The sequence below is a fragment of the Kitasatospora sp. NPDC089797 genome, assembly GCF_040684795.1.
GTDB lineage: Bacteria > Actinomycetota > Actinomycetes > Streptomycetales > Streptomycetaceae > Kitasatospora.
In genome coordinates this window covers 204,460-224,298 of the sequence record NZ_JBFBGS010000006.1, presented here as the reverse complement: position 1 = coordinate 224,298, position 19,839 = coordinate 204,460, and the positions used below count along the sequence as shown (strand labels likewise).

The window sequence follows — 19,839 nt, the reverse complement described above, 5'->3', positions numbered from 1 at the left end:
CGGCGCGACCGGGCCGGTCACCGGGGGTTCAGGCGTCGGCCGGGGGCCAGTGCTGCGGCACCCGTTCCAGGACGCCGGCGCCGAACAGGTCGTACAGCGGCAGGGTCTCCAGGTGGACGTAGCCGATGTGGCAGTCGCAGACCGGCAGCGGACAGCCGCGCGGTGCGAGCCGGGCGCGGTAGCTGCCGTCGTAGAGGTTGCCGAGGACGTCCCGGACGAAGTGGCAGCGGCGCACCGTGCCGTCGCCGTCCACCGACAGCACCGACTCGCCGGTGCGGCAGGGCAGACCGGCGCTGGGGTGGGCGTGCCGGCTGTAGCCGAAGTGCGGGTCCAGGGCGGCCCAGTCGGCGGCCTCGGCGTCCGTGTAGCTGCGGCCCTCGGCGGCGTTGATCCAGAGGTAGACGCCCGGGTCGAGGGCCGCCCGCAGCCGTCGGGCCTCGGGGAGGTGCTCTGGCTGGCCGACCACGCCGACGCTGTAGCGCACGCCCAGCGCGTCCAGTTCGCGGCACTTGGCGAGGAAGCGGTCCTGCCGGACCTGACCCGGGTGGTAGGTCACCCACAGGGCGAGGGCGGAGAGGTCCGCCGCGGCGAGCCAGTCGGTGCGGCAACTCAGATTGGTCTGGATCGCGACCCGGCGCACGTGCGGGAGGCGACTCAGTTCGACCAGCGCGCGGCGGTACCAGGAGCGGACCAGGCCCTCGCCCCAGGGGGTGAACAGCAGGGCCAGGGTGTCGCCGCTGCCCTCGCGGGCGGCGGCCCAGGCGGTGAAGCGTTCCAAGGCCGCGCGGTCGGCCCGCAGTTGCTCGGGGGTGTCGCGGCGCTTGGCGAACGGGCAGTAGGGGCAGTCGTAGTCGCAGGAGGAGAGCGGGCCGCGGTAGAGCAGGGTCAGGTCGCGCGGCTGCGGGGTGTCGTCGGTGGCCGGTACGGGGACGGGTGCGGATACGGGTGCGGATACGGGTGCGGGCCGGGGAATGGACGGGGGTGCGGACGAGGGCAGGCCGAGGAAGGTCATTTCGCCTCGTAGGCCGTCATCAGGGCCCGGACGTCGGGCGAGAAGAGCATCGGACCCACCGCGTCCGAGTGCGCCAGACCCTCCGGGGTGAGCCGCAGGCGCTCCGGATCGTCGGCGAGCCAGCCGCGCTCGGCGAAGCCGGCCAGCTCGGCGGCGAAGTCCTCGCCCGGCGCGCTGCCGAAGCGGGCGCGGTAGTCGGCCAGCGGCATGCCCTCGGCCTGCAGCAGGGACTGGACGAGATGGCGACGGCGCGGCTCCTCGCCGTCCATCCAGTGGCCGACCTCGGCGCGCCGGAAGTCCTCGGTGGCGACGTAGTCGTCGATGATGCCGCGCACCTCGGTGGCGTTCACCGCGTAGTCGAAGGAGTAGTGCAGGCGAGAGGTGTAGGAGCGGGCACCGCAGCCCAGGCCGACCATGCCGTCGGTCTGGCAGGCGTACTCGCTCGCGCCGGCCTGCGGGGAGGCCGCCCGGCGGAACATCCGCATCGACACCTGCTGGTAGCCGTTGGCTAGCAGGTGGTCCCGGCCGGCGCGGTAGAGCGCGAGCCGGCGGGCGTCCCAGGCGGTGGCGCTCTCCTGCTCGCCGCGCCGGGCCAGGCCCGTCAACGGCCGGACGTACAGCGGGTAGAGGTACAGCTCCTCGGGCTGCCAGCGCAGCGCGGCGTCCAGGGAGCGCAGCCAACTCGCCTCGGTCTGACCGTCGATGCCGTAGATCAGGTCGATGTTCAGCACCGGGACGGCGGCGGCGCGGATCCGCTCCAGGGCGGCCTCCACCTCGGCCCGCTTCTGCGGGCGGACGGCGGAGCGGGCCTCGGTGTCGTCGAAGGACTGCACGCCCAGGCTCAGCCGGGTGGTGCCGCGGGCGGCCAGCACCTCCAGCCGGTCGGCGGTCGCGGTGGCGGGGGAGGCCTCCACCGAGAGCGGTACGGACCGCAGATCGACGCCCATCCGCTGCTCGGCGATGTCGCACAGCCGCTCCAGCTCGGCGGCGGTGAGGTAGGTGGGCGTGCCGCCGCCGAACGCGGCCAGGGCGAAGCGGGCGCCCTCGTCCAGCGCCGCGCGGACGGTGCCGGCCTGGCGGTCCAGCGCGTCCAGGTAGGCGGTGGTCAGGCCCTCGGGACTGCCGATCCGGGTGAACAGGTTGCAGAAGCCGCAGCGGACCTCGCAGAACGGGACGTGCAGGTAGAGCGAGAGGGCGTGCTGCGGCTCCCCGGCCCACAACTCGCCGAGCAACGGGCGCTCGGGCAGTGGGCGGTAGGCCGTCTTGTGCGGGTACGCGTAGACGTACGACTGGTACGGCGCGTCGGGGAGCGGGGGTGCGGTGGTCATGCGCGCTCCTCGGCGGCGGTGGCGGTGGTGGCGGCGGGGATGGTGAAGTGGGCGTACGGGACCGTCCAGACCACCTCGTGGCCGATCCGGTGCCCGGTGTAGCCGTCCTCGCCGTAGGCGGTGCCGTGGTCGGAGCAGACGACGGCGAAGCAGGGGCGGCGGGCGCTCATCGCCGTGAACAGGCGGCCGATGTGGGCGTCGACGTACTCCAGGGCGGCGGCGTGGCTGGCCCGGGAGTCGCCGTGCTCGCGGGTGGCGCCGGGGAGGTGGAACCAGTTCGGCTGGTGCAGCGCCGAGACGTTCAGGAACAGGAACAGCGGCTGGTCGGCGGGCTGTTCGGCGGCGACCCGCTCGGCGCGGGCGACCTGCTCCTCGAAGGAGGTCGGGGAGGCCACCCCCATCGCGGGCTCCCAGTGGCTCTCCTGGAACAGGCCGGGCAGCACGGAGCCCAGCGGGCCCTGCTTGTTGAAGAAACCGACACCGCCGATGCAGACCGTGCGGTAGCCGGCCGCGCCCAGGGCCGTCGGCAGGTCGGGCGCGTCGAAGACCCAGGTGCGGGTGGCGGTGCTCTCCGAACCGGCGAAGCGGGCCGCGAACAGGCGTGGGTGGGGGCCGTCGGGGGAGGCCGGGGTGGGCAGGAAGCCCGCCAGGATCGCCTGGTGGGAGGCGTAGGTGAAGCTGCCCGGGGCGTGCCGGCGCTCCCAGCGGCCGCCGGGGAGGAAGGCGGCGAGGTGGGGCAGGCGGCCGGCGGCCGCCAACTCCTCGGCGACGTCGAAGCGCAGGGTGTCGAGGGTGACGAGCAGCAGGTCGTGGCTGCCCACGACCGTGGTCATGTCGGGGGCAGGGGCGGGGGCAGGGGCAGGGGCAGGGGCAGGGGCGGTGCCGGCCGTGTCGGGCGCGACGGCCGGGGTGGGCGTCGTGGGCGTGGGCTGGTGGTTCATCGGGAGGGTTCCATGCTCTGGTGGTGCGTCGGGACAGGGGTGCGGGCGGCGCGCCGGGTGAGGGCCGCGAGTTGGGCGCCGTAGGTGTCGAGGCCCTCGGCCGGGCCGCCGGGCAGGCCGGTGAGGTTGGGCAGCAGGTCCCCGAAGGCGTTCACCTCGCCGACCAGGGCCCGGCGCCAGCCGGCCGTGGGGAGGACGTCGACGCCGACCATCGGGGAGCCGGGGAAGCAGGCCGCCGCCCGCTCGGCCGTCTCCAGCAGGGCCGGCCAGGCCGGCCCTGCCGCCTCCCGGGCCTGGTCGAGGCTGCCGCGGGCGCCGCCCAGGTGCAGGTTGGTCATCGGTTGGGCGCTGGTGCGGACCACCGCGTGGGTGGCCCGGCCGTCGACCACCACCACCCGGAGATCCGCCGAGCGGCCGGACTGCGAGGCCTTCGGGACCCACTGCTCGACGTGCAGCCCGTCGGGCGCCAGGCGGTCGACGATCGCCGCCACCTCGTGCTCGGCGCGGTAGCGGCGCACCCGCAGCGAGTTGTGCAACCGGTCGCCGGCCAGCTCGACGGAGGTGGTGGCCAGCAGTCGGCCGCGCGGGCCGAACTCCAGCGCCATCACCCCGGAGGCGGAGGAACCGTGCGCGGGCTTGACGAAGACCCGGTGCAGGCCGGCGTCGGCGAGCCGCTCGCGCAGCTCCGCCCAGCCGGAGACCGTACCGTCGAGCGCCCGGGGCACCGGGACGCCCGCCGCCGCGAGCAGCGCGTGCGCCCGGCGTTTGTCGAACATCACCGCGATCTCCTCCGGATCGCCGAGCAGTCGCACGCCCGGCTGGGCGGCCAGCCCGCGCAGGGCGGTGAGCACCCCCGCGTACCAGCCGGCGGTGCCCTCGACCCGGGTCGGCGCGTACCCGGAGCCGAGCGCCGGGCCGCGCAGCAGCTCGTCCACCAGCGGTTCCTCGCCCGGGGACTCGATGCGCAGCAGCGTGCCCGTCGGCAGCCGGTAGCCGCCGCGCAGGACGTCCAGCCAGGGCAGGACGGCGGGTTCGGGCAGGCCCCCGGCCCGGGCGGCGGCGGCGAACAGCGTCACCCGCCGGTGCCCGGGATTGCCGAGAACGGTCAGCTGCTGGGTCATCCGGTCACCACCGCCTACTCGGCGACCGCGACGTAGCGCCACTCGTCGTCCTCGTCGAGGTCCTCCGCCTCGGAGAGGTCGAGTTCGACCCCGGGCAGGGCCTGGCGCAGGCGTTCCTGCAACTCCTCGCTGAGGTAGTGGTGGTGGAGGTCGAGGGCGCGCAGGTGGGTGAGGGGCTGGCCCTCCAGCAGGGCCGTGGCACCCTCGTCGGTGAGCACGCCCATGGAGAGGCTGAGCGACTCCAGTCGGGCGACCACGGGGGCGTGCGCCACGGCGGCGGCGATCTCGTCCTGGAACTCGCTGTTCTGCAGGCCGAGGTGGCGCAGCGCGGGCAGGCGCGAGCCGTCCAGGAACGGCCTGAGGTCGTCGAGGGTGGAGTCACCGCCGTACTCGTCCACACCGAGCCAGAGCTCCAGCCGCTCCAGCGCGGGCAGTTCGGAACCGGACACCCCGCGCACCACGGTCGCGGGCAGGCCGCCGGACTCCAGGCGCAGCTCCTTCAGCCGCTCGTGCCGCACGGGCAGGAGGCAGAGGTCCGTACCGCCGCGCACGGTCAGCGAAGTCAGCCGGGGGAAGGCGGTGAGCAGCGGGGTGACGTCGTCCATCTCCAGCCAGGAGATCTCGCACTCGTCGGCGGTCACGTCGCCGAGGAAGAGCGCCTCCAGGGCGGGCAGCCGATCGGCCCGGGCGGCTATCGCCTCGACCGTGCTGCCGACGGGGGCGTAGTCGCCGCGCCACCAGGCGCCGATCAGCAGGGCGCGGACGCCGGCGGGATCGACGGTCTGGAGGAAGGACTCCCAGAGCTGTTCGAAGTCGTGCTCGGTGTCGTATTCGAGGGCGAGCCGCCAGGCGACCGCGTCGGCCGCGGGGCGCGGCCGGGTGTCGGCGGGGGTGAAGTCGTGGATCGGCAGCTCGTGGAAGCGTTCGAGGTGGCGCGGAACCGTCATGTCGTTTCCTGGCAGGTGGGTTCGGGTGTTCGGGCGGGGCGGGGCGGGTGCGGACCGGTCGCAGGCGGGGCGGGGTGCCGGGGGTTACTCGGCGACCGCGACGTAGCGCCACTGGTCGTCGGGCTTGCCCGGCTCGGAGAGGTCGAGCTCGACGTCGGGCAGGGCCTGGCGCAGGCGCTGCTGGAGCTCCTTGGTGAGGAAGTGGTGGTGGAGGTCGAGGGCGCGCAGGTGGGTGAGGGGCTGGCCCTCCAGCAGGGCCGTCGCGCCCTGGTCGGTGAGCACGCCCATGGAGAGGCTGAGCGACTCCAGTCGGGCGACCACGGGGGCGTGCGCCACGGCGGCGGCGATCTCGTCCTGGAACTCGCTGTTCTGCAGGCCGAGATGGCGCAGCGCGGGCAGGCCGGTGCCGTCCAGGAAGGGCGCGAGGTCGGCCATCGTGGTGTCACCGCCGTAGCCAGCCACGCCCAGCCAGAGTTCCAGTCGCTCCAGGGCGGGGAACTCGCAGGCGGCCACCGAGCGGACCACGGCGCGCGGCAGGCCGCCCGCCTCGAAGCGCAGCGCCTTCAGCGCCTCGTGCCGCAGCGGCTCCAGGGCGAGGCCGCCCTTGCCGTCCCAGTCCTCCGAGGCGCCGCGCACCACGAGTTCGGCCAGCGCCGGGAAGGCCGTCAGCAGCGGTGTCACGTCGCACTGCTGGATCCAGGAGATCTCGCACTCCTCGTACGTGATGTCACCGGCGAACAGTGCGCGCAGGGCGGGCAGTCGGGGCGCGGCGGCGACCAGCGCCGCCAGCGGCTCCTGGAAGGAGTCCGGCTCCTCCGGCGCCCACTGGCCGATCACCAGCGCCGTGACCCGCTCGGTGTCGACGGCGGTGAGGAACTGCTGCCAGCACTCGGCCCAGGTCTGCTCGGCCTCGTAGTCGAGCCCGATCCGCCAGGCGACCGCGGCCGCGTCCGGCAGCCGGGCCGGCTGCGCGCCGTCGGCCTCCTCCGCCTCCGTCAGGGCCTGGACGAAGTCGAAGACCGGGAGACCGTGGAACTGCTCGAGGTGGTTGTTGACGGTCATGCGCTGCTCCTCCGGGGGATTCGGACCGAACAACTGTCTACCAGCCGGGACTGACAAACCGGTGACCGGGTGGCGGCCCGGGCGCGTTGTCGGACCCTTGCTCTACGTTCGGGTCATGGCTCCGGAGCGTGACCGCTTCCGGCACGGCGGAGCCATGGACTCCGGCGCCCGCCGGGTCCGGCCGTACGGCGAAGGAGGACTGATGTACCGCCAGGGCGATGTGCTGATCGTGCCGGTCTCGGAGAGCGTGGTTCCGCTGCGGGTGACCGGGCTGGCCGTGCAGCCCCGGGACGCGCGGGGGCGGATGGTGCTCGCCCTCGGCGAGGTCACCGGTCATGCCCACGCCGTGGTCGGGCCCGGTGAACTGCGCCGGGAGGCGGGCCCGTTCGGCGAGGCCTGGCTGCACCTGCCCGAGGGCGGCCGGGTGGTGCACGAGGAGCACGCGGCGATACCGCTGCCCAAGGGGTGGTACCGGGTGATCCGGCAGCGCGAGTACGTCCCGGGGGCGGTGCGCATGGTGGCGGACTGACCCCGGGGTGGTGCTGCGGGCGGCCGTCGCGGAGGGGCAGCGCCGAACGGGACGGGGCCGCCGAACGGGACGGGAACGGGAACGGGACGGGAACGGCGGGTCGGGCGGGGAGCCCGGCCGGAGAACGGAGCATGACGATGGAGACGGTGATCCGCGACAACCCGACGGGTGCGAGCGCCGACGTGGACGTGGCAGCGGGGGCGACGGGAGTCGCGGCCCGGGTGACGGCGCACTGGCGGGCGGCTTCGGCGGCCACCGGGCCGGCCGACCGGGCGGCGGTCGAGCGCGCGGTCCGGTCCGCCTACCGGGCGGCCGGGCTGCCCGGACCCGCCGAGGTGCGCTGGTTCGGCTCGCCGCTGGCCGCGGCCGAGGCGGCGCTGGAGCTGCGGTCCGGAGGGGCGGTGAGCGTGCGCGAGGAGGTCCGTACCCGGCCCTGGGAGGAGGCCCGGCGACAGGCCGTCGCCCGGGTCGGCGCGGCCGGCTGGGCGGCGAACTGGGCGGTCACCGGCGGTGAACTCGGCCCGGTCACCACGCCCTTGGCCGACCGGGTGCGCAACGCCGTGCTGGACCGGCTCGCGCCCGAGGTCGACCGCGAGGAGAGCGAGGCCGCCGCCGCCCGCGCCCGCCGGACGGCCGTCCGGCTCGCCCTGCTGGACGCCGTGCGCGGTCAGCACGACGCGCCCTGGTTCGCCGCCCTCGAAGCGGCCGGCGCGGGCGTCGAGGCCGTCGCACCGCTCACCGAGGTGGCCTGTGAGGCCGGCTGGTGGTGGCCCTACCGGGAGGTCGCGCTGCTCTCCGAGCGGCCGGTCGCCCTGCACCGGGACGAGGCCGGGCGGCTCGACCGGGCCGACGGCCCCGCCCTGGAGTACGCCGACGGCTTCGCCCTGCACGCCTGGCGCGGCATGCCCGTACCCGCCGAGTTCCTGGCGGGCCTGGCCGGGGTGACGGTCGAGCGGATCCGCACCGAGGAGAACGCCGAGCTGCGGCGCGTCCTGCTGGAGCACTACGGCTACGAGCGGTACCTCGCCGACTCCGGGGCCGAGCCCGTCCACCGGGACGAGACCGGTGTGCTGTGGCGGATCGTGCTGCCCGACGACGAACCGGTGGTGATGGTGGAGGTGGTCAACTCGACCGCGGAGCCGGACGGCACCTTCCGCACGTACTGGCTGCGAGTCCCCCCGAGCACCCGCACCGCCCGGGCCGGGGTCGCCTGGACCTTCGGGATACCCGAGACCGGCTACCACCCGCAGCGCGAGACCTGACCGGTAGCGGCGGCCGGCCGGTCCGGCTGGGGACGGCCGTTCGCCGCCGCCGGTTCAGGGCGGCGGCGGGGGAGGTCCGCCCGGGTCCGCGGGTCAGATCCACGGGGCCTTGCGGCCGCAGGTCGTCGGCCACTCGACGGCGGGGGCGTTGGCGCACCACAGGTGGTAGTCGTCCGGGCCGACGATCCGCGCGGACAGGTCCTGGTTGAGGCCGGCGCAGGTGGCGACGGGTGAGTACCGGGGGCAGTGGCCGGCGGCGTCCTTGAGCAGGTGCGCGCGCCAGGCGTCCAGCCCCATGTCCTGGACGGTGGTGTCGGTGGTCGGCATGTACCGGTTGGCCGACCAGGAACCGGCCATGGCGGCGAACAGCGCGATCGCACAGACCCCGCCCGTGGTCATCCGGCGGATCGTCCGTCGGCTCGGGCCACCGGCTGTGCTGCCGGGCCCGTTGCTGACGGATGTACCGTCGCCGGCTGCGCCGCCGGACGGTGACAGCGTCCGGCTCCAGGCCGTCAGGCGCTGGACGGCCAGCATCAGGCCCAGGACGGCCAGGACGATCAGGCAGTACATGATGATCCAGGTCGTCCGCGGGTAGAGCTGCACGGCCTGGGTGCGCTCCATGCGCGAGGCGAACCAGAAACGGAGGAGCCAGGAACTGGCCAGGACGGCGGCGACGGTCCGCACCAGGATGCCGCCCGAGCCGAGGCCGATCGCGAGCGCCGCCGCCGCGAGGACCAGCAGGGTGAAGGCGCTCTGCCCGGCCAACTCGCCGCTCAGCGGCCAGTTGTGGTACGTCTGCGTGCCGGGTCGGTCGGAGGCCCAGCCCATCACGTAGGCGGGGTCCACGTAGGTGGTGATCATCGCGTAGCGGTCCTTGGTCGTCGCACCGAGCCGGACCAGTTGGTAGAGCAGGGGCGAGCCGACCACCCCGGCGCTCACCACGGTCACCCCCAGGAAGAGCAGCGCCCGCCTCAGGCCCGCCGTGCCCTTCCGCCAGGGCAGCACGCAGCCCGCCAGGACGAGCGTGCCGGGTGCGGCCCAGACGAACCAGCCGGAGTACCAGAGGAACAGCACGCCGAGCGAGCTCCCGAGCGCCGCCGCCCGGAGCACGGCGGACCGGGTCGGCAGCTCGTGCGACCGGCGCAGTTCGCGGAAGCCGGCGGCCAGCACCGGCAGCATCACCAGCATGGCGCCGTGGCTGTAGGGGCGGATCGGGTCGATGAAGAGCACGGCGGAGGGCACCGCGACGAGCAGGGCCCAGAACGGGCGGAGCAGCATCCGCCAGGCGAGGTAGGTGAGCGGACCGACCACGGCGGTGCACAGCACCTGGAGGTCCTTCATCGCGAACGCGACGCCGGCGATACCACCGTGGGCGCCGTGGAAGAGCTTGCCCCAGACGACCAACAGGGCCGGGAAGAGCGGCGGGTAGACACCCGGCAGGCCCTTGCCGCGGATCATGTCGTCGGCCATGCCCATGATGTTGCCCGGGTCGCCCTCCTGGCCGCCGAGGCCCCACGGGGTCCCGTTCAGCGCCACGACGACACCGCCCGCGACCAGGCCGGTGGCGAGCCCCGCGAGCACCGCGCAACCGAGGCGCAGCACCAGGCGGTACCGCTCGGACCCACCCCGGTGCGCGGCGTACAGCAACGCCGTGAGAACGGGCAGGGTGACCACCACGGCGTGCAGTTGGAGCCCGGCGAGGCCGCTCACCTGGCCGATCCGCACCAGGGGGTTCACATCGATGCTGCGGGCCCAGAGCATGAAGCAGACGCCGGCGAGGAGGCTCACGACGGCCTCGGCGGGAGCCGTGGAGGAGGGCCGCGGTCGATCCGACCCGGTCGTGCTCCTCGGCGACGGGGCACTCCGTTCGGGAGGCGCCTCGACGGTGCGCGGGTTCGCCGGAGCGGCGGGCGGGCAAGTGGTCGCATCAGCCATGCGGTCGTGCTTTCTCGCGGTGCGTCCGCCGCACCTGATTCGGAGCCGCCGGACCCGGTACCCCCACCTGGATGTCGCAGTGGACAACGACGGGCGCGCGCCGAGGTCACGCGGCGGTTCTCGGGGCGGTCTTCGGTGCGGTCCTCGGGGCGGTTCTCGGGGCGGGCGGACCGGGCCGACGCGGCTGATCGGCCGTCGGGTGCTGCCGGTTGACACCGGTCGTGGTCAGGCCCGCAGGCCGTGGCGCTTGGTGTAGGCGAGGTGGAACAGGAACAGCGGCACGGCGATGACCGGCCAACAGGCCTGCATGGCCGCGGGCGCGGCGTCGATCGGCAGCAGGTAGGCGACGGCGAGTTGGGCGAGGGCGTTGAGCGAACTGGCCGCGCCCCAGACCGCGGTGACCACCCGGACGCCGTGCCGGAAGGCGGCGTCCTGGTGCCAGCGCGCCTCCCAGGCGCGCAGTCCGTCCTCGCCCGCCTTGAGCTGTACGAACGAGCGGAAGAGCAGCATCAGGGCCGGGCGTCCGTGGACGACGGAGCGGAGCAGCCAGAGGCCGAGCAGTCCGCCGAGCATGCCCGTCCAGGCCTCGCGGACCAGCAGGGTGCGGGGGTCGCCGGTGAGGGTGGAGAGGACGAGTCCGAGGACGATCATGCTGAGGACGAGCAGGGCGAGGAAGTCGACCCGGCGGGTGCGGGCCAGCCGGACGGTGACGGTGACCGCCGGTACGGCGGCCGACCAGAGCAGCGACCACCACTGGTCCACGCCCGCGAGCCGCAGCCCGTAGAAGACGGCGAGCGGCAGGGCGAGGTCGAGCAGCAGGGGTAACAGGGGGGTAGTCCGACGCGGGGCGGTGTGCAGGGTCATGCCGCGCCTCCGTTTCTGGTGGCCAAACGGGGGAGCACCACGGCCCCGCCGCCTCCGATCGGGGAGAGCGGCGGGGCCGTGGCGTGTGGGGCGGGCGGTGAACGCGCCGGTGTGTCGACCGGTGGCCGGATGGTCGACCGGGTTCAGGCCAAGGTGACGGTCATGCCTCCCTCGGCCATGACCTCGAGGATGTCCGCGAACAGGTCGTAGGACCGGCCGTCCGGCGTCAGCGCCCGGGACAGGTGTTCCCTCGCGGTCGCGGCGTCCCGCCAGAGCAGGGGCGCGGGAGCGGTGTAGCCGAAGGTGCCGTGCAGGCAGTCGAGGAGGGCGTCCAAGCAGCCGCCGAAGTAGCCGCCGGGCCCGTTCACCGCCTCGCCGAGGGCCAGGTAGAGGCCCGGTTCGTCGGTGATGTGCCGGCCGTCGAGCTCGTAGGCGTGACCGGCCGGCCGATCGCGGAGGATCCGCCGACAGGCCCGTTCACGGACGAGGTCGAGCCAGGCCCCTCGACGCCGGGTGTCGAGGCCGACCCAGGCACCCGGGGTGTCCGGCGGTCCGGCGAACCACCGTGCCCAGACGGGCCGGGCGTCATCGGGCACCGGCGTGAAGAGGCCCCCGTCGAGCTCCAGGTCGATCAGGTCCGTCCCGTGGGGGGACGGGCGCCAGGCGCCGATCCTGGCCCACAGCAGTCGATCGGTCAGCGGCTCGCCTTGGTCGTCCTGGATCTCCAAGGCGGCCTGCTCCAGGTCCAGCGCTCGCCGGCTGCCCTTCGCCAGTGCCGCCCTCAGCCGGTCACTCGGGGCGAGTCCCCGCAGGACCAGCGGGGGCGTCGGCTGGTCGGCCGGCAGGACGCGGGCGAACTCCCGGCAGGAGCCAAGCCACCGGTACCCGTCGTGCACGCGGACCGGGCCTCGGTATCCCTCGGGCGGTCGTTCGTAGCCGTCCAGGCCGGTGAGCACGAGACCGTCCGTCCCGGGCTGCTGCCCCGGGCTCTCCGCGTCCTCCAACAGCCACGGATCGAGCGCCCCGTCCTCCGGCACCAACCACACCCGGCTGCCGACCCAACCGCGTACCTCTGTTCGCGGCACCCAGCCGAACAGTTCGTAGGTCCCGCGCCGGGGCTCCCCGAACAGCCCTTCCACCTCGGCGCAGACGCCCCAGGCACGGCCGTGCTCCGTCTCGACCAGTGTGTACCGCGTCCGCCCGCGATGGTTCCCGTCCTCTTGCACGGTGGGAATCATGCCGGGGCCAGGACTCCGCAGCGAAGCCATTTTCCGTGCAGGGGCGGGTGGGCGAAGGTGCGCGGGTGGCGGGTCAGGGTGCCCGGGCGATCAGGAGGGGCTGGAAGAAGCCGCTCTCGGCCGGTTGCCGCCAGCGGATCCCGACCAGGCCCGCCGCGGCCGCGAAGCCGCTCAACTGTTCCTGGGAGAGCGCCCAGTAGCTGGACCGGCGGACCGTGACCCGCCACTGCCCGGTGTCGTCCGGCAGCAGCCGGAACAGTTCCAGGTCGTACCGCTCGCCGTCCGCGCGCCAGTGCCAGAGCTGGAAGAGCACCGAGCGCCGGCCGTCCTGCTCGGCGGTCTGCGGCGGGGTGGCGGTGGGGCGCTCGCGGCGCAGGTCGTCGTACGGGCGGGTGGAGACCAGCAGCAGCCCGCCCGGGCGCAGGACCCGGCGCAGCTCGGCCAGGGCGGCGCGGACGTCCTCGGCCGTGAGCAGGTGCGGCAGTGCGTTGTCGGCGCACACCACGACGTCGAACCGGCCGTCGGGGAAGGGGAGTTCGCGCATGTCGGCGGCCGCCGTGGGCAGCCGGAGCCCGCGCGCGGCGGCCTCGGCGGTGGCCCGGGCGGCGGCGACCGGGCTGAGGTCGGTGCCGGTGACCCGGTGGCCGAGTGCGGCGAGCCCGATCGCCTGGGTGCCGATGCCGCAGGCGCAGTCCAGCACCTCGGCGGGGCCTCCACCGCCCGGGCGTTCGCGGATCAGGGCGTCCAGTGCGGTGCCCTGGCGGGCGATCGAGGCGTTCCAGTCGGGGTAGAGCCGGTGGTAGTCGTCGGCGAAATCGTCGTAGAAGCGGCCGAGGGCGGAGCGGGACGTCGAGGTGTCGGGGGACGGGGCGGCAGACGTCATGGCGTCGGGATCTCCACGGGGCAGCGGCGGGGCGGAGCGGCGGGAGGCGGAGGAGCCGTCGGGGGCGGGGCGGGGCTGTGGACGGTGTCCCGGCGGGCCGGCCGTGCGTCCTGGCCGCTATCCTCGCGCAGGCGTGCGGATCCGGGGTACCGCTTTTTCGTGGCCGGGTGTGGGACCCGGAGGAGGATGGGGCGGGCGCGGAACGGGCACCGTGCACTGGACGGTGGCCGATGATCGTTGACGAATCGTCAAATGATCTGCCCGCACGCGCGATTGGGCGGGTGAGGGATGCGTGGCCCTGAACTCGCCGATCTGCTGCCTCAGTTCGGGGCGGTCGCGCGGTGGTCGTCGCGTCGGGCGCCCGTCCGTCCGGTCGCGTCCGTCCGTGCCGGTGCTCATGTGCCAACCGCTGCAGGGCTGTTGGGCGTTCGGCGGGTGACGCGCGTGCGGACGGTGGGCGGCTTGCCGTTCGTACTCATCTGAACGGTCGGGGGGCGTCCGGGGGTTCACGGGTTCCGTTTGGTCCGAATTGCCCCGTGCGATGTTGTCTGGACCATTCTTGCTTCGTCCGGGCCGAAAGCCCGAAGCGTGGCGGTCGTTCGTCGGCGAATTGATGAATTGGCTTGTCGGGTGGCGCCCGGGCGGGGCAGGTCGTCGGGCGGACTTCAAATAACCCAATGGAAACATTGATGTCTTGACGGATGCATGATCGACCGGCCTATGATGACGGTGACGATCAAGAGCGCCACAGGCCCGGAACGGAAGTACCGTGACGAACCTAAGATTTGTCTGCTCCTCAGCAGTTCTCGCCGCCCCTGTCCTCCGGGGCTGATCCACGTCACCCGCGTCATCGACGAGCGCCTGGGCAGAGGCGCTGGTTGCCGTCGGCACTGTTCTTCGCGCGTTCCGTGAAAAGCATGTGACGGTTGCGGGATTTCCTTCCCGGCTTTCTTCGCCGGTCCTCCATGCCATCGGGCGACCGTGCGGAAGAACGCCGGGAAACCTCGTGTCGCCGCCCGGTTGTTTCCGGCGGTCGCGCAGCCCGTGCGACGAACACGGCGTCACGCTGATCGTGGACGAAATCCGGACCGGAATCGGATGTGCCGGCGGGCGGACAGCGGGCGGTGGTCCGATCCGTGCACCACTTGACGTGGACTTTTTATCCATTGGATCATCGGAAAGGCGGACATGGAGATTCTGCAGATCCCCGGTGCGGAGCACCGGGCGCTCCTGGCGCGACTCTCGGCCGATTCCTCCCGCCCGGCGAAGCTCGGGACCCTGGGGCCGGAGGGAACCAGCAGCGAGTACATCGCCGAACAGCTGTCGCGCTGCTTCGACGGGAACGCCCGGAGCTTCCACATCGTGCTCGAAGAGACCTACGAGGAGTGCCTCGACGGGCTCGCGGCGGGCCGGCTCGACCTGGTGCTGGTGGCCCACGCCTACGCCAACATCAACGCCTTCTACATGAACCCGAGGCTGGAGCCGGCCGCCGTGCTGCGCGGGAGCACCCCCGAGTACGGCCTGGCGACGCGTCATGACTTCGACTACGACGAAGAGATGCTCTTCACCGACACCGTGGTGACCCACCCGGCCCCCGTGCCGCTGCTGGGCTACCACTTCGACCGGCCCGTGAAGCACGAGACGGTGACCTCCACCAGCAAGGCCGCCGGGCACGTCGCCGAGGGCAGCTACAACATCGCCATCACGAACGAGCAGGCGGCGCAGCAGCACAACCTCAAGTTCGTCTACCGGTTCGAACGGATCCCGATGACGTGGACCGTCTTCTCCAAGCGGAAGGACCTCAATGAACTCGCAAGCGCGTGAACGTCTGTACTTCCCGGCCGCCGACCTGGCGCTGCACGACAACGGGATCCGCACCGAGTCCTACCGGCGCGACGACACTGTGGTGGAGGTCTCCTTCCTCCCGCCCGGTGCCGTCCTCGCAGCCGATTCCGTCGCCGGGGCCCGGGTCGGGATGGTCGTCCGCGGAGAACTCACCGTGACCGTGGGCGAGGTGACCAAGCTGATGAAGGCGGAGGGCGACGCGTACGTCGCGCCGCCGAACGTCGAGAGCAAGGCCGTGAACACCTCCGCCGAGGAGACCATCGCGCTCGTCATCAAGCGGAACAAGCCCGGCGAGGCGTACAACGCGCCGGCCGGGTACTTCCTGGAGCCGATCGAGTCGCGCAAGTTCGTCGGGATGGACGTCACGTTCTTCCTCGCCGACTGGGTGGAGCTGATGATCGCCGACATCCCGGCCGGCGGTGAGATGCCGTACCACAAGCACAACCACGAGCAGATCGGCGTCTGCCTGGACGGCCGGTACGAGATGACCGTCGAGGAGACCAGCTACGAGCTGGTGTTCGGCAGCACGTACTTCTGCGCCGGCCAGGAGGGCCACGGCGCGGCGAACCCCAACGAGGGCTTGGCGCGGTCGCTCAACATCTTCATCCCGCCGCGCTACCACCGGGTCCCCCAGGTGGCGGCGGAGTGATCCGTACCGCGATCGTCCTGGGCGCCAGTCGCGGCATCGGCCGCGCGACCGCGCTGCACCTGGCGGCCAAGGGCTACACCACGGTCCTCAGCTCCCGTGACCGGGGCGGCCTGGAGGCGGTGGCCGAGGCGGCGGGCGGCGGGGAGACCTGCGTCGTCGCGGGCGACGTCACCTCACCGGCCTTCCGGGAGGAGCTGGTCGGCGAGGTCGAACGCCGCTTCGGCCGGATCGACGTACTGGTCAACAACGCCCCCGGCCCGGTGCCGGGAACCTTCGACGGTGTGCGGGCGGAGGACGTCCACACGGCGATGGACCGGAAGCTGGTGCCGTACCTGGACATGGTCAGGTCGGTCGCCCCGGTGATGGTCGGGAACGGCTTCGGCCGGATCGTCAACATCGTCGGCAACGCCGGCCGGGAGCCGGCCGCCGGGCTGTTCCTCTCCGGCCTGGTCAACGCGGCGGTCGCGAACGCCAGCAAGTACCTGGCGGACCAGTACGCCAGGCACAACGTGACGGTGAACTGCGTCCACCCCGGCGTCATCCGGACCGACCGCTACGACCAGGCCGTCCGCCACCTGAGCGAGTCGGGCGGGATCCCGCCGCAGGCGGCGGCGGACCTGCTGGTGCGGTCGGTGGCGATGGAGCGCCCGGGTCGGGCGGAGGAGGTCGCCGCACTGGTCGGCTTCCTGGTCTCCGAGGAAGCGTCCTACCTGACGGGTCAGCAGATCTCGGTGGACGGCGGGCAATTGACATGCGTGTGAAGGGAGACGGGCTCGTGTTCAAGGACAAGGTGGTCGTGGTCACCGGTGCCGCGTCCGGCATCGGACGGCGGACGGCGAGCGAGTTCGCCCGGCAGGCCGCCAGGGTGGTCGTCGCGGACATCGACGCGGTGAACGGCGCCGACTTCGTCGCCGAGCTGAAGGGCGAGGGGCACGAGGCGCTCTTCGTCCGGACCGACGTCACGGTCGAGGCGGACTGCGCCCGCCTGGTGGACGCCGCCGTGGAGACGTTCGGCCGGGTCGACGTGCTGGTCAACAACGCCGGCATCGAGATCTCGACCCCCGTCCACGAGATGACCGAGGGTGAGTGGGACCGGCTGGTCGACACCAACCTGAAGAGCATGTTCCTGTGCTCGAAGCACGCGCTCCGCGAGATGATCGGGGCTTCGAGCGGAGTGATCGTCAACGTCTGCTCGGTGAGCGGGTTGGTGGCCTGGCCGGGCATCGCCGCGTACAACGCGACCAAGGGAGGGGTGATGATGCTGACGAAGTCCCTCGCGGTCGACTACGCGAAGTACAACATCAGGGCGAACTGCGTCTGTCCCAGCATCATCGACACCCCGATGACGGACACGTCGATCGGCCATGACGCGTCGGTCAAGGAGCAGAAGGCGAAGCTGAACCCGATCGGCCGGCTCGGCACGCCGGAGGACGTGGCCAACGCGATCCTGTTCCTCGCCTCGGACAAGTCGTCGTTCGTGACCGGTGCGGCGCTCACCGTCGACGGTGGCTACACGGCCGTCTAGGCGGCAGAACAAGCAAGAGGAGAGGTGGGCCGGGGTGCGGGAGCACGTGGGCAGCAAGGCGGGTGGGACGGGGTTCCCGCTCATCACGGTACTCACGCTGATGGCGGGGATCTTCGCCGTCGGTTCGGAAGAACTGGTGGTATCGCCACTACTCGTGGACGTGGCCCGGTCGTTCGACACGTCGGTGTCGGTGGCGGCGCTGTCGGTGAGCATCTACGGCATCGCGACCGCGGCGGGAGCCCTGCTGTTCGCCCCGCTCGGGGACCGGGTGTCACGGCGCCTCGCGCTGACGGTCGGGATGGCGACGTTCCTGGTGGGGACCGTCCTGTGCGCCTTCGCGGGAGCGCTGGAGGTGTTCTTCGCGGGCCGGGCGCTGGCCGGGCTGGCCACCGGTGCCTTCGTGCCCACGGCGTACGCCTTCGTCGGTGACCGCGTCCGCTACGAGCACCGCGCCAGGGCGATGGGCATCATCGTGTCGAGCTGGTCGTTCTCGCTCGTCGTCGGCGTGCCGATGGGGTCCTTCGTCGGACAGTGGTCGGGCTGGCGGGCGGCCTTCGGGCTGCTCGCCGTCCTCGGCGCCGTGGTGGCGGGCCTGCTGCTGGTGGACGGCCGGTCGGGTCGTGCGGAGGCGGCGGAGGGCCCGCGACCGGCGCCCGCGGCAGGGGCGGGCTCGGGAGCGGGGACGCAGCCGGGCCCGAGCCGGTCGGTGGTGGGCGTCCTGCGGCTCCCGAAGGTGTCCCTCTACGTCCTGGCCACCTTCCTCAACATGCTGGGCTTCTACGGGATGTACACCTTCGTCGGCAGCGCCCTGCAGTACCGCTTCGGCGACGGCAGCCCGCTGACGGGGGTCATGATCCTGCTCTACGGGCTCGGCTTCTCGACCAGCTTCGTCACCGGGAGGTGGGCGGACCGGTTCGGCAAGGAGCGGGTGCTGCTCGTCCTGCTGGTGGGGCTGGTGCCCACGCTCACGATCCTGCCGCGGATGTTCCACCTGACGGTGCCGCTGGTCCTCTGCCTCTTCGTGTGGGGCGCCATGCAGAGCCTGGTCGTCACGCTGCTGAGCACGCTGCTGAGCGAGTGCTCGGAGCACAACCGCGGGACGATCCTCGCCTTCTACAGCCTCGCGACCAACCTCGGGGTGGCCCTGGGAGCGGCCGCGCTGGGCCCGTTGTTCACGGCGCACGGCTTCGGTGCCGTGGGCCTGGCCTGTTCCGCGATCACCCTCGTCGCGTTCCTCCTCGTCGGGTGGGTCTACCGGCGCAGGGGCGAAGTGCTCCCGGTCGGCGACGGGGCGTCCCAGCAGTCGAGTCCGGTGGAGGTCAGCGCACATGAGGATTGAGATCGCCCGACGGCTCCTGGAACTGCCGAGGAGTTCCTTCGCGACCACCATCGGCCGGATCGACCAGCTGGTGGCGGCGGGGGAGGACGTCGTCAACCTGTGCCAGGGCAACCCCGACCTGCCCACTCCGCCGCACATCGTCGAGTCCCTGCGCGGTGCGGCGCTCGACCCGGCCAACCACCGGTACCCGGCGTTCTCCGGTCTGCTCGACCTCAAGGAGGCCGTCGCCCACTGGTACGCGGCCCACCACGGGGTCGAGTTGGAACCCGGGTCCGAGGTCGCGATCCTGTTCGGCGCGAAGGCCGGCCTGGTGGAGATCAGCCAGTGCCTGCTGAACCCCGGGGACGTCTGCCTGATGCCCGACCCGGCGTTCCCCGACTACTGGGCGGGGGTCGTCCTCGCCAAGGCGCACATGCACCCCCTCCCGCTCCTGCGGAGCAACGGCTACCTGCCCGACTACTCCGCGCTCGACCGGGACGTGTGCGAGCGGGCCAGGCTGATGTTCCTCAACTACCCCAACAACCCGGTCTCGGCGATGGCGCCGCTGGAGTTCTACCGGGACACCGTCCGGTTCGCGGCCGAGCACGGGGTGGTCGTGGCCTCCGACTTCGCGTACGGGGCGCTGGGGTTCGACGGGGAGGTCCCGGTCTCCTTCCTGGAGGCCGACGGCGCCAAGGAGGTGGGCGTCGAGTTCATCTCGCTGTCGAAGATGTTCAACATGGCCGGCTGGCGGGTCGGGGCCGTCGTCGGCAACCCCGAGGTCATCGCGGCGATCAACCTCCTCCAGGAGCACTACTTCGTGTCGCTCCCGCCGTTCATCCAGCGGGCGGCGATCACCGCGCTGACCGGGCCGCAGGACTGCGTCAGGGAGCTCACCGCGACCTACGAGCGCCGGCGTGACCTCTTCGTGGACGGGGTGCGGCGGGCGGGCTGGGACATCGACGTCCCGCGCTCGATCTTCGCCTGGCTCCCGGTGCCCGGTGGCGGTGACTCCGTCGCCTTCGCCGAGGAACTGCTGGAGCGGAGCAAGGTGGCGGTGGCGCCCGGACGCTGGTTCGGGGCGCACGGCGAGGGCTTCGTCCGGGTCAGCCTGCTGGCCCCGGAGGAGCGCCTGCGGGAGGCCGTCGCCAGGCTGACCGACGCCCGGGTACCGCAGGGGTAGGGCTGCTCCCGGCTGTTCCGTCCTCTGTTCCTCTGTTCCTCTGTTCCTCTGTTCCTCTGTTCCTCTGTTCCTCTGTTCCTCGGTTTTTCGTTCCTCGTTCTTTTGTTCCTCCCCGATCCGCCGTCGACCCCGGGCCGCTGTCGCCCCGGGTCGGCGGGGCCGGGGTCCGTCCATGCCGAAAACAGAAGGTTCGAACA

Annotated in this window: 18 protein-coding genes; 8 read left to right on the top strand and 10 right to left on the bottom strand. The window is 72.7% G+C overall.

All coding sequences use genetic code 11. From position 1 onward, the window contains the following. Positions 1-28: 28 nt before the first annotated feature. The 6 genes from AB0O91_RS07230 to AB0O91_RS07205 all read right to left on the bottom strand — a co-directional run bounded on the left by AB0O91_RS07230 (position 29) and on the right by AB0O91_RS07205 (position 6,411). Positions 29-1,012 carry an STM4011 family radical SAM protein gene (locus tag AB0O91_RS07230; protein ID WP_363428808.1) on the bottom strand — a complete coding sequence of 328 codons (984 nt, stop codon included), beginning with the start codon at positions 1,010-1,012 and terminating at the stop codon, positions 29-31. After that, positions 1,009-2,340 (bottom strand): STM4012 family radical SAM protein, encoded by a 1,332-nt coding sequence (locus tag AB0O91_RS07225; RefSeq protein ID WP_363428806.1) that lies wholly within the window; start codon positions 2,338-2,340, stop codon positions 1,009-1,011. Before AB0O91_RS07225 ends, AB0O91_RS07230 begins: the two co-directional genes overlap by 4 nt. Further along, on the bottom strand, positions 2,337-3,173 hold the full coding sequence (locus AB0O91_RS07220; RefSeq protein ID WP_363428804.1) for an STM4013/SEN3800 family hydrolase: 837 nt from the start codon (positions 3,171-3,173) through the stop codon (positions 2,337-2,339). The genes AB0O91_RS07225 and AB0O91_RS07220 overlap by 4 nt, the downstream gene beginning before the upstream one ends. Before the next feature lie 104 nt (positions 3,174-3,277). Continuing rightward, a complete protein-coding gene (locus AB0O91_RS07215; RefSeq protein ID WP_363428802.1) occupies positions 3,278-4,402 on the bottom strand; it encodes an STM4014 family protein in 1,125 nt (374 codons plus the stop codon). 14 nt (positions 4,403-4,416) lie between these two features. After that, positions 4,417-5,349 (bottom strand): STM4015 family protein, encoded by a 933-nt coding sequence (locus AB0O91_RS07210; protein WP_363428800.1) that lies wholly within the window; start codon positions 5,347-5,349, stop codon positions 4,417-4,419. A gap of 84 nt (positions 5,350-5,433) precedes the next feature. Next, a complete protein-coding gene (locus tag AB0O91_RS07205) occupies positions 5,434-6,411 on the bottom strand; it encodes an STM4015 family protein (protein ID WP_363428798.1) in 978 nt (325 codons plus the stop codon). A 202-nt stretch (positions 6,412-6,613) separates the two neighbouring features. Here AB0O91_RS07205 and AB0O91_RS07200 point away from each other — a divergent pair, with 202 nt between their 5' ends. After that, complete coding sequence (locus tag AB0O91_RS07200) at positions 6,614-6,940, top strand: hypothetical protein (RefSeq protein ID WP_363428842.1); 327 nt, start codon at positions 6,614-6,616, stop codon at positions 6,938-6,940. A 131-nt stretch (positions 6,941-7,071) separates the two neighbouring features. Continuing rightward, positions 7,072-8,202: a DUF6745 domain-containing protein gene (locus AB0O91_RS07195; RefSeq protein ID WP_363428796.1), complete on the top strand. Its 1,131-nt coding sequence runs from the start codon at positions 7,072-7,074 to the stop codon at positions 8,200-8,202. A 93-nt stretch (positions 8,203-8,295) separates the two neighbouring features. On the opposite strand, the gene AB0O91_RS07190 is transcribed toward AB0O91_RS07195, so the two are convergent. The 4 genes from AB0O91_RS07190 to AB0O91_RS07175 all read right to left on the bottom strand — a co-directional run bounded on the left by AB0O91_RS07190 (position 8,296) and on the right by AB0O91_RS07175 (position 13,122). Then, positions 8,296-9,990, bottom strand: coding sequence for a hypothetical protein (locus tag AB0O91_RS07190; protein WP_363428794.1), 1,695 nt, complete (start codon positions 9,988-9,990; stop codon positions 8,296-8,298). Between the two features lie 372 nt (positions 9,991-10,362). Continuing rightward, positions 10,363-11,001 carry a VC0807 family protein gene (locus tag AB0O91_RS07185; protein ID WP_363428792.1) on the bottom strand — a complete coding sequence of 213 codons (639 nt, stop codon included), beginning with the start codon at positions 10,999-11,001 and terminating at the stop codon, positions 10,363-10,365. 143 nt (positions 11,002-11,144) lie between these two features. After that, positions 11,145-12,239 carry a barstar family protein gene (locus AB0O91_RS07180; RefSeq protein WP_363428790.1) on the bottom strand — a complete coding sequence of 365 codons (1,095 nt, stop codon included), beginning with the start codon at positions 12,237-12,239 and terminating at the stop codon, positions 11,145-11,147. Positions 12,240-12,312: 73 nt separating this feature from the next. Next, positions 12,313-13,122 (bottom strand): class I SAM-dependent methyltransferase, encoded by an 810-nt coding sequence (locus tag AB0O91_RS07175; protein WP_363428788.1) that lies wholly within the window; start codon positions 13,120-13,122, stop codon positions 12,313-12,315. Positions 13,123-14,310: 1,188 nt separating this feature from the next. Here AB0O91_RS07175 and AB0O91_RS07170 point away from each other — a divergent pair. The 6 genes from AB0O91_RS07170 to AB0O91_RS07145 are packed head-to-tail and all read left to right on the top strand — an operon-like array spanning position 14,311 to position 19,642. Beyond that, entirely contained in the window at positions 14,311-14,946 is a 636-nt protein-coding gene (locus AB0O91_RS07170) for a hypothetical protein (RefSeq protein WP_363428786.1), read from the top strand. After that, entirely contained in the window at positions 14,927-15,616 is a 690-nt protein-coding gene (locus AB0O91_RS07165) for a cupin domain-containing protein (RefSeq protein WP_363428784.1), read from the top strand. Before AB0O91_RS07170 ends, AB0O91_RS07165 begins: the two co-directional genes overlap by 20 nt. Further along, on the top strand, positions 15,613-16,377 hold the full coding sequence (locus AB0O91_RS07160) for an SDR family oxidoreductase (protein WP_363428782.1): 765 nt from the start codon (positions 15,613-15,615) through the stop codon (positions 16,375-16,377). Before AB0O91_RS07165 ends, AB0O91_RS07160 begins: the two co-directional genes overlap by 4 nt. Positions 16,378-16,391: 14 nt before the next feature. Continuing rightward, the gene (locus AB0O91_RS07155; RefSeq protein WP_363428780.1) at positions 16,392-17,141 is read left to right on the top strand and encodes a glucose 1-dehydrogenase; all 750 of its coding nucleotides are present in this window, start codon (positions 16,392-16,394) and stop codon (positions 17,139-17,141) included. Between the two features lie 34 nt (positions 17,142-17,175). After that, positions 17,176-18,480, top strand: coding sequence for an MFS transporter (locus AB0O91_RS07150; protein WP_363428778.1), 1,305 nt, complete (start codon positions 17,176-17,178; stop codon positions 18,478-18,480). Next, on the top strand, positions 18,470-19,642 hold the full coding sequence (locus AB0O91_RS07145; RefSeq protein ID WP_363428776.1) for an aminotransferase class I/II-fold pyridoxal phosphate-dependent enzyme: 1,173 nt from the start codon (positions 18,470-18,472) through the stop codon (positions 19,640-19,642). Before AB0O91_RS07150 ends, AB0O91_RS07145 begins: the two co-directional genes overlap by 11 nt. Positions 19,643-19,839: the final 197 nt, after the last annotated feature.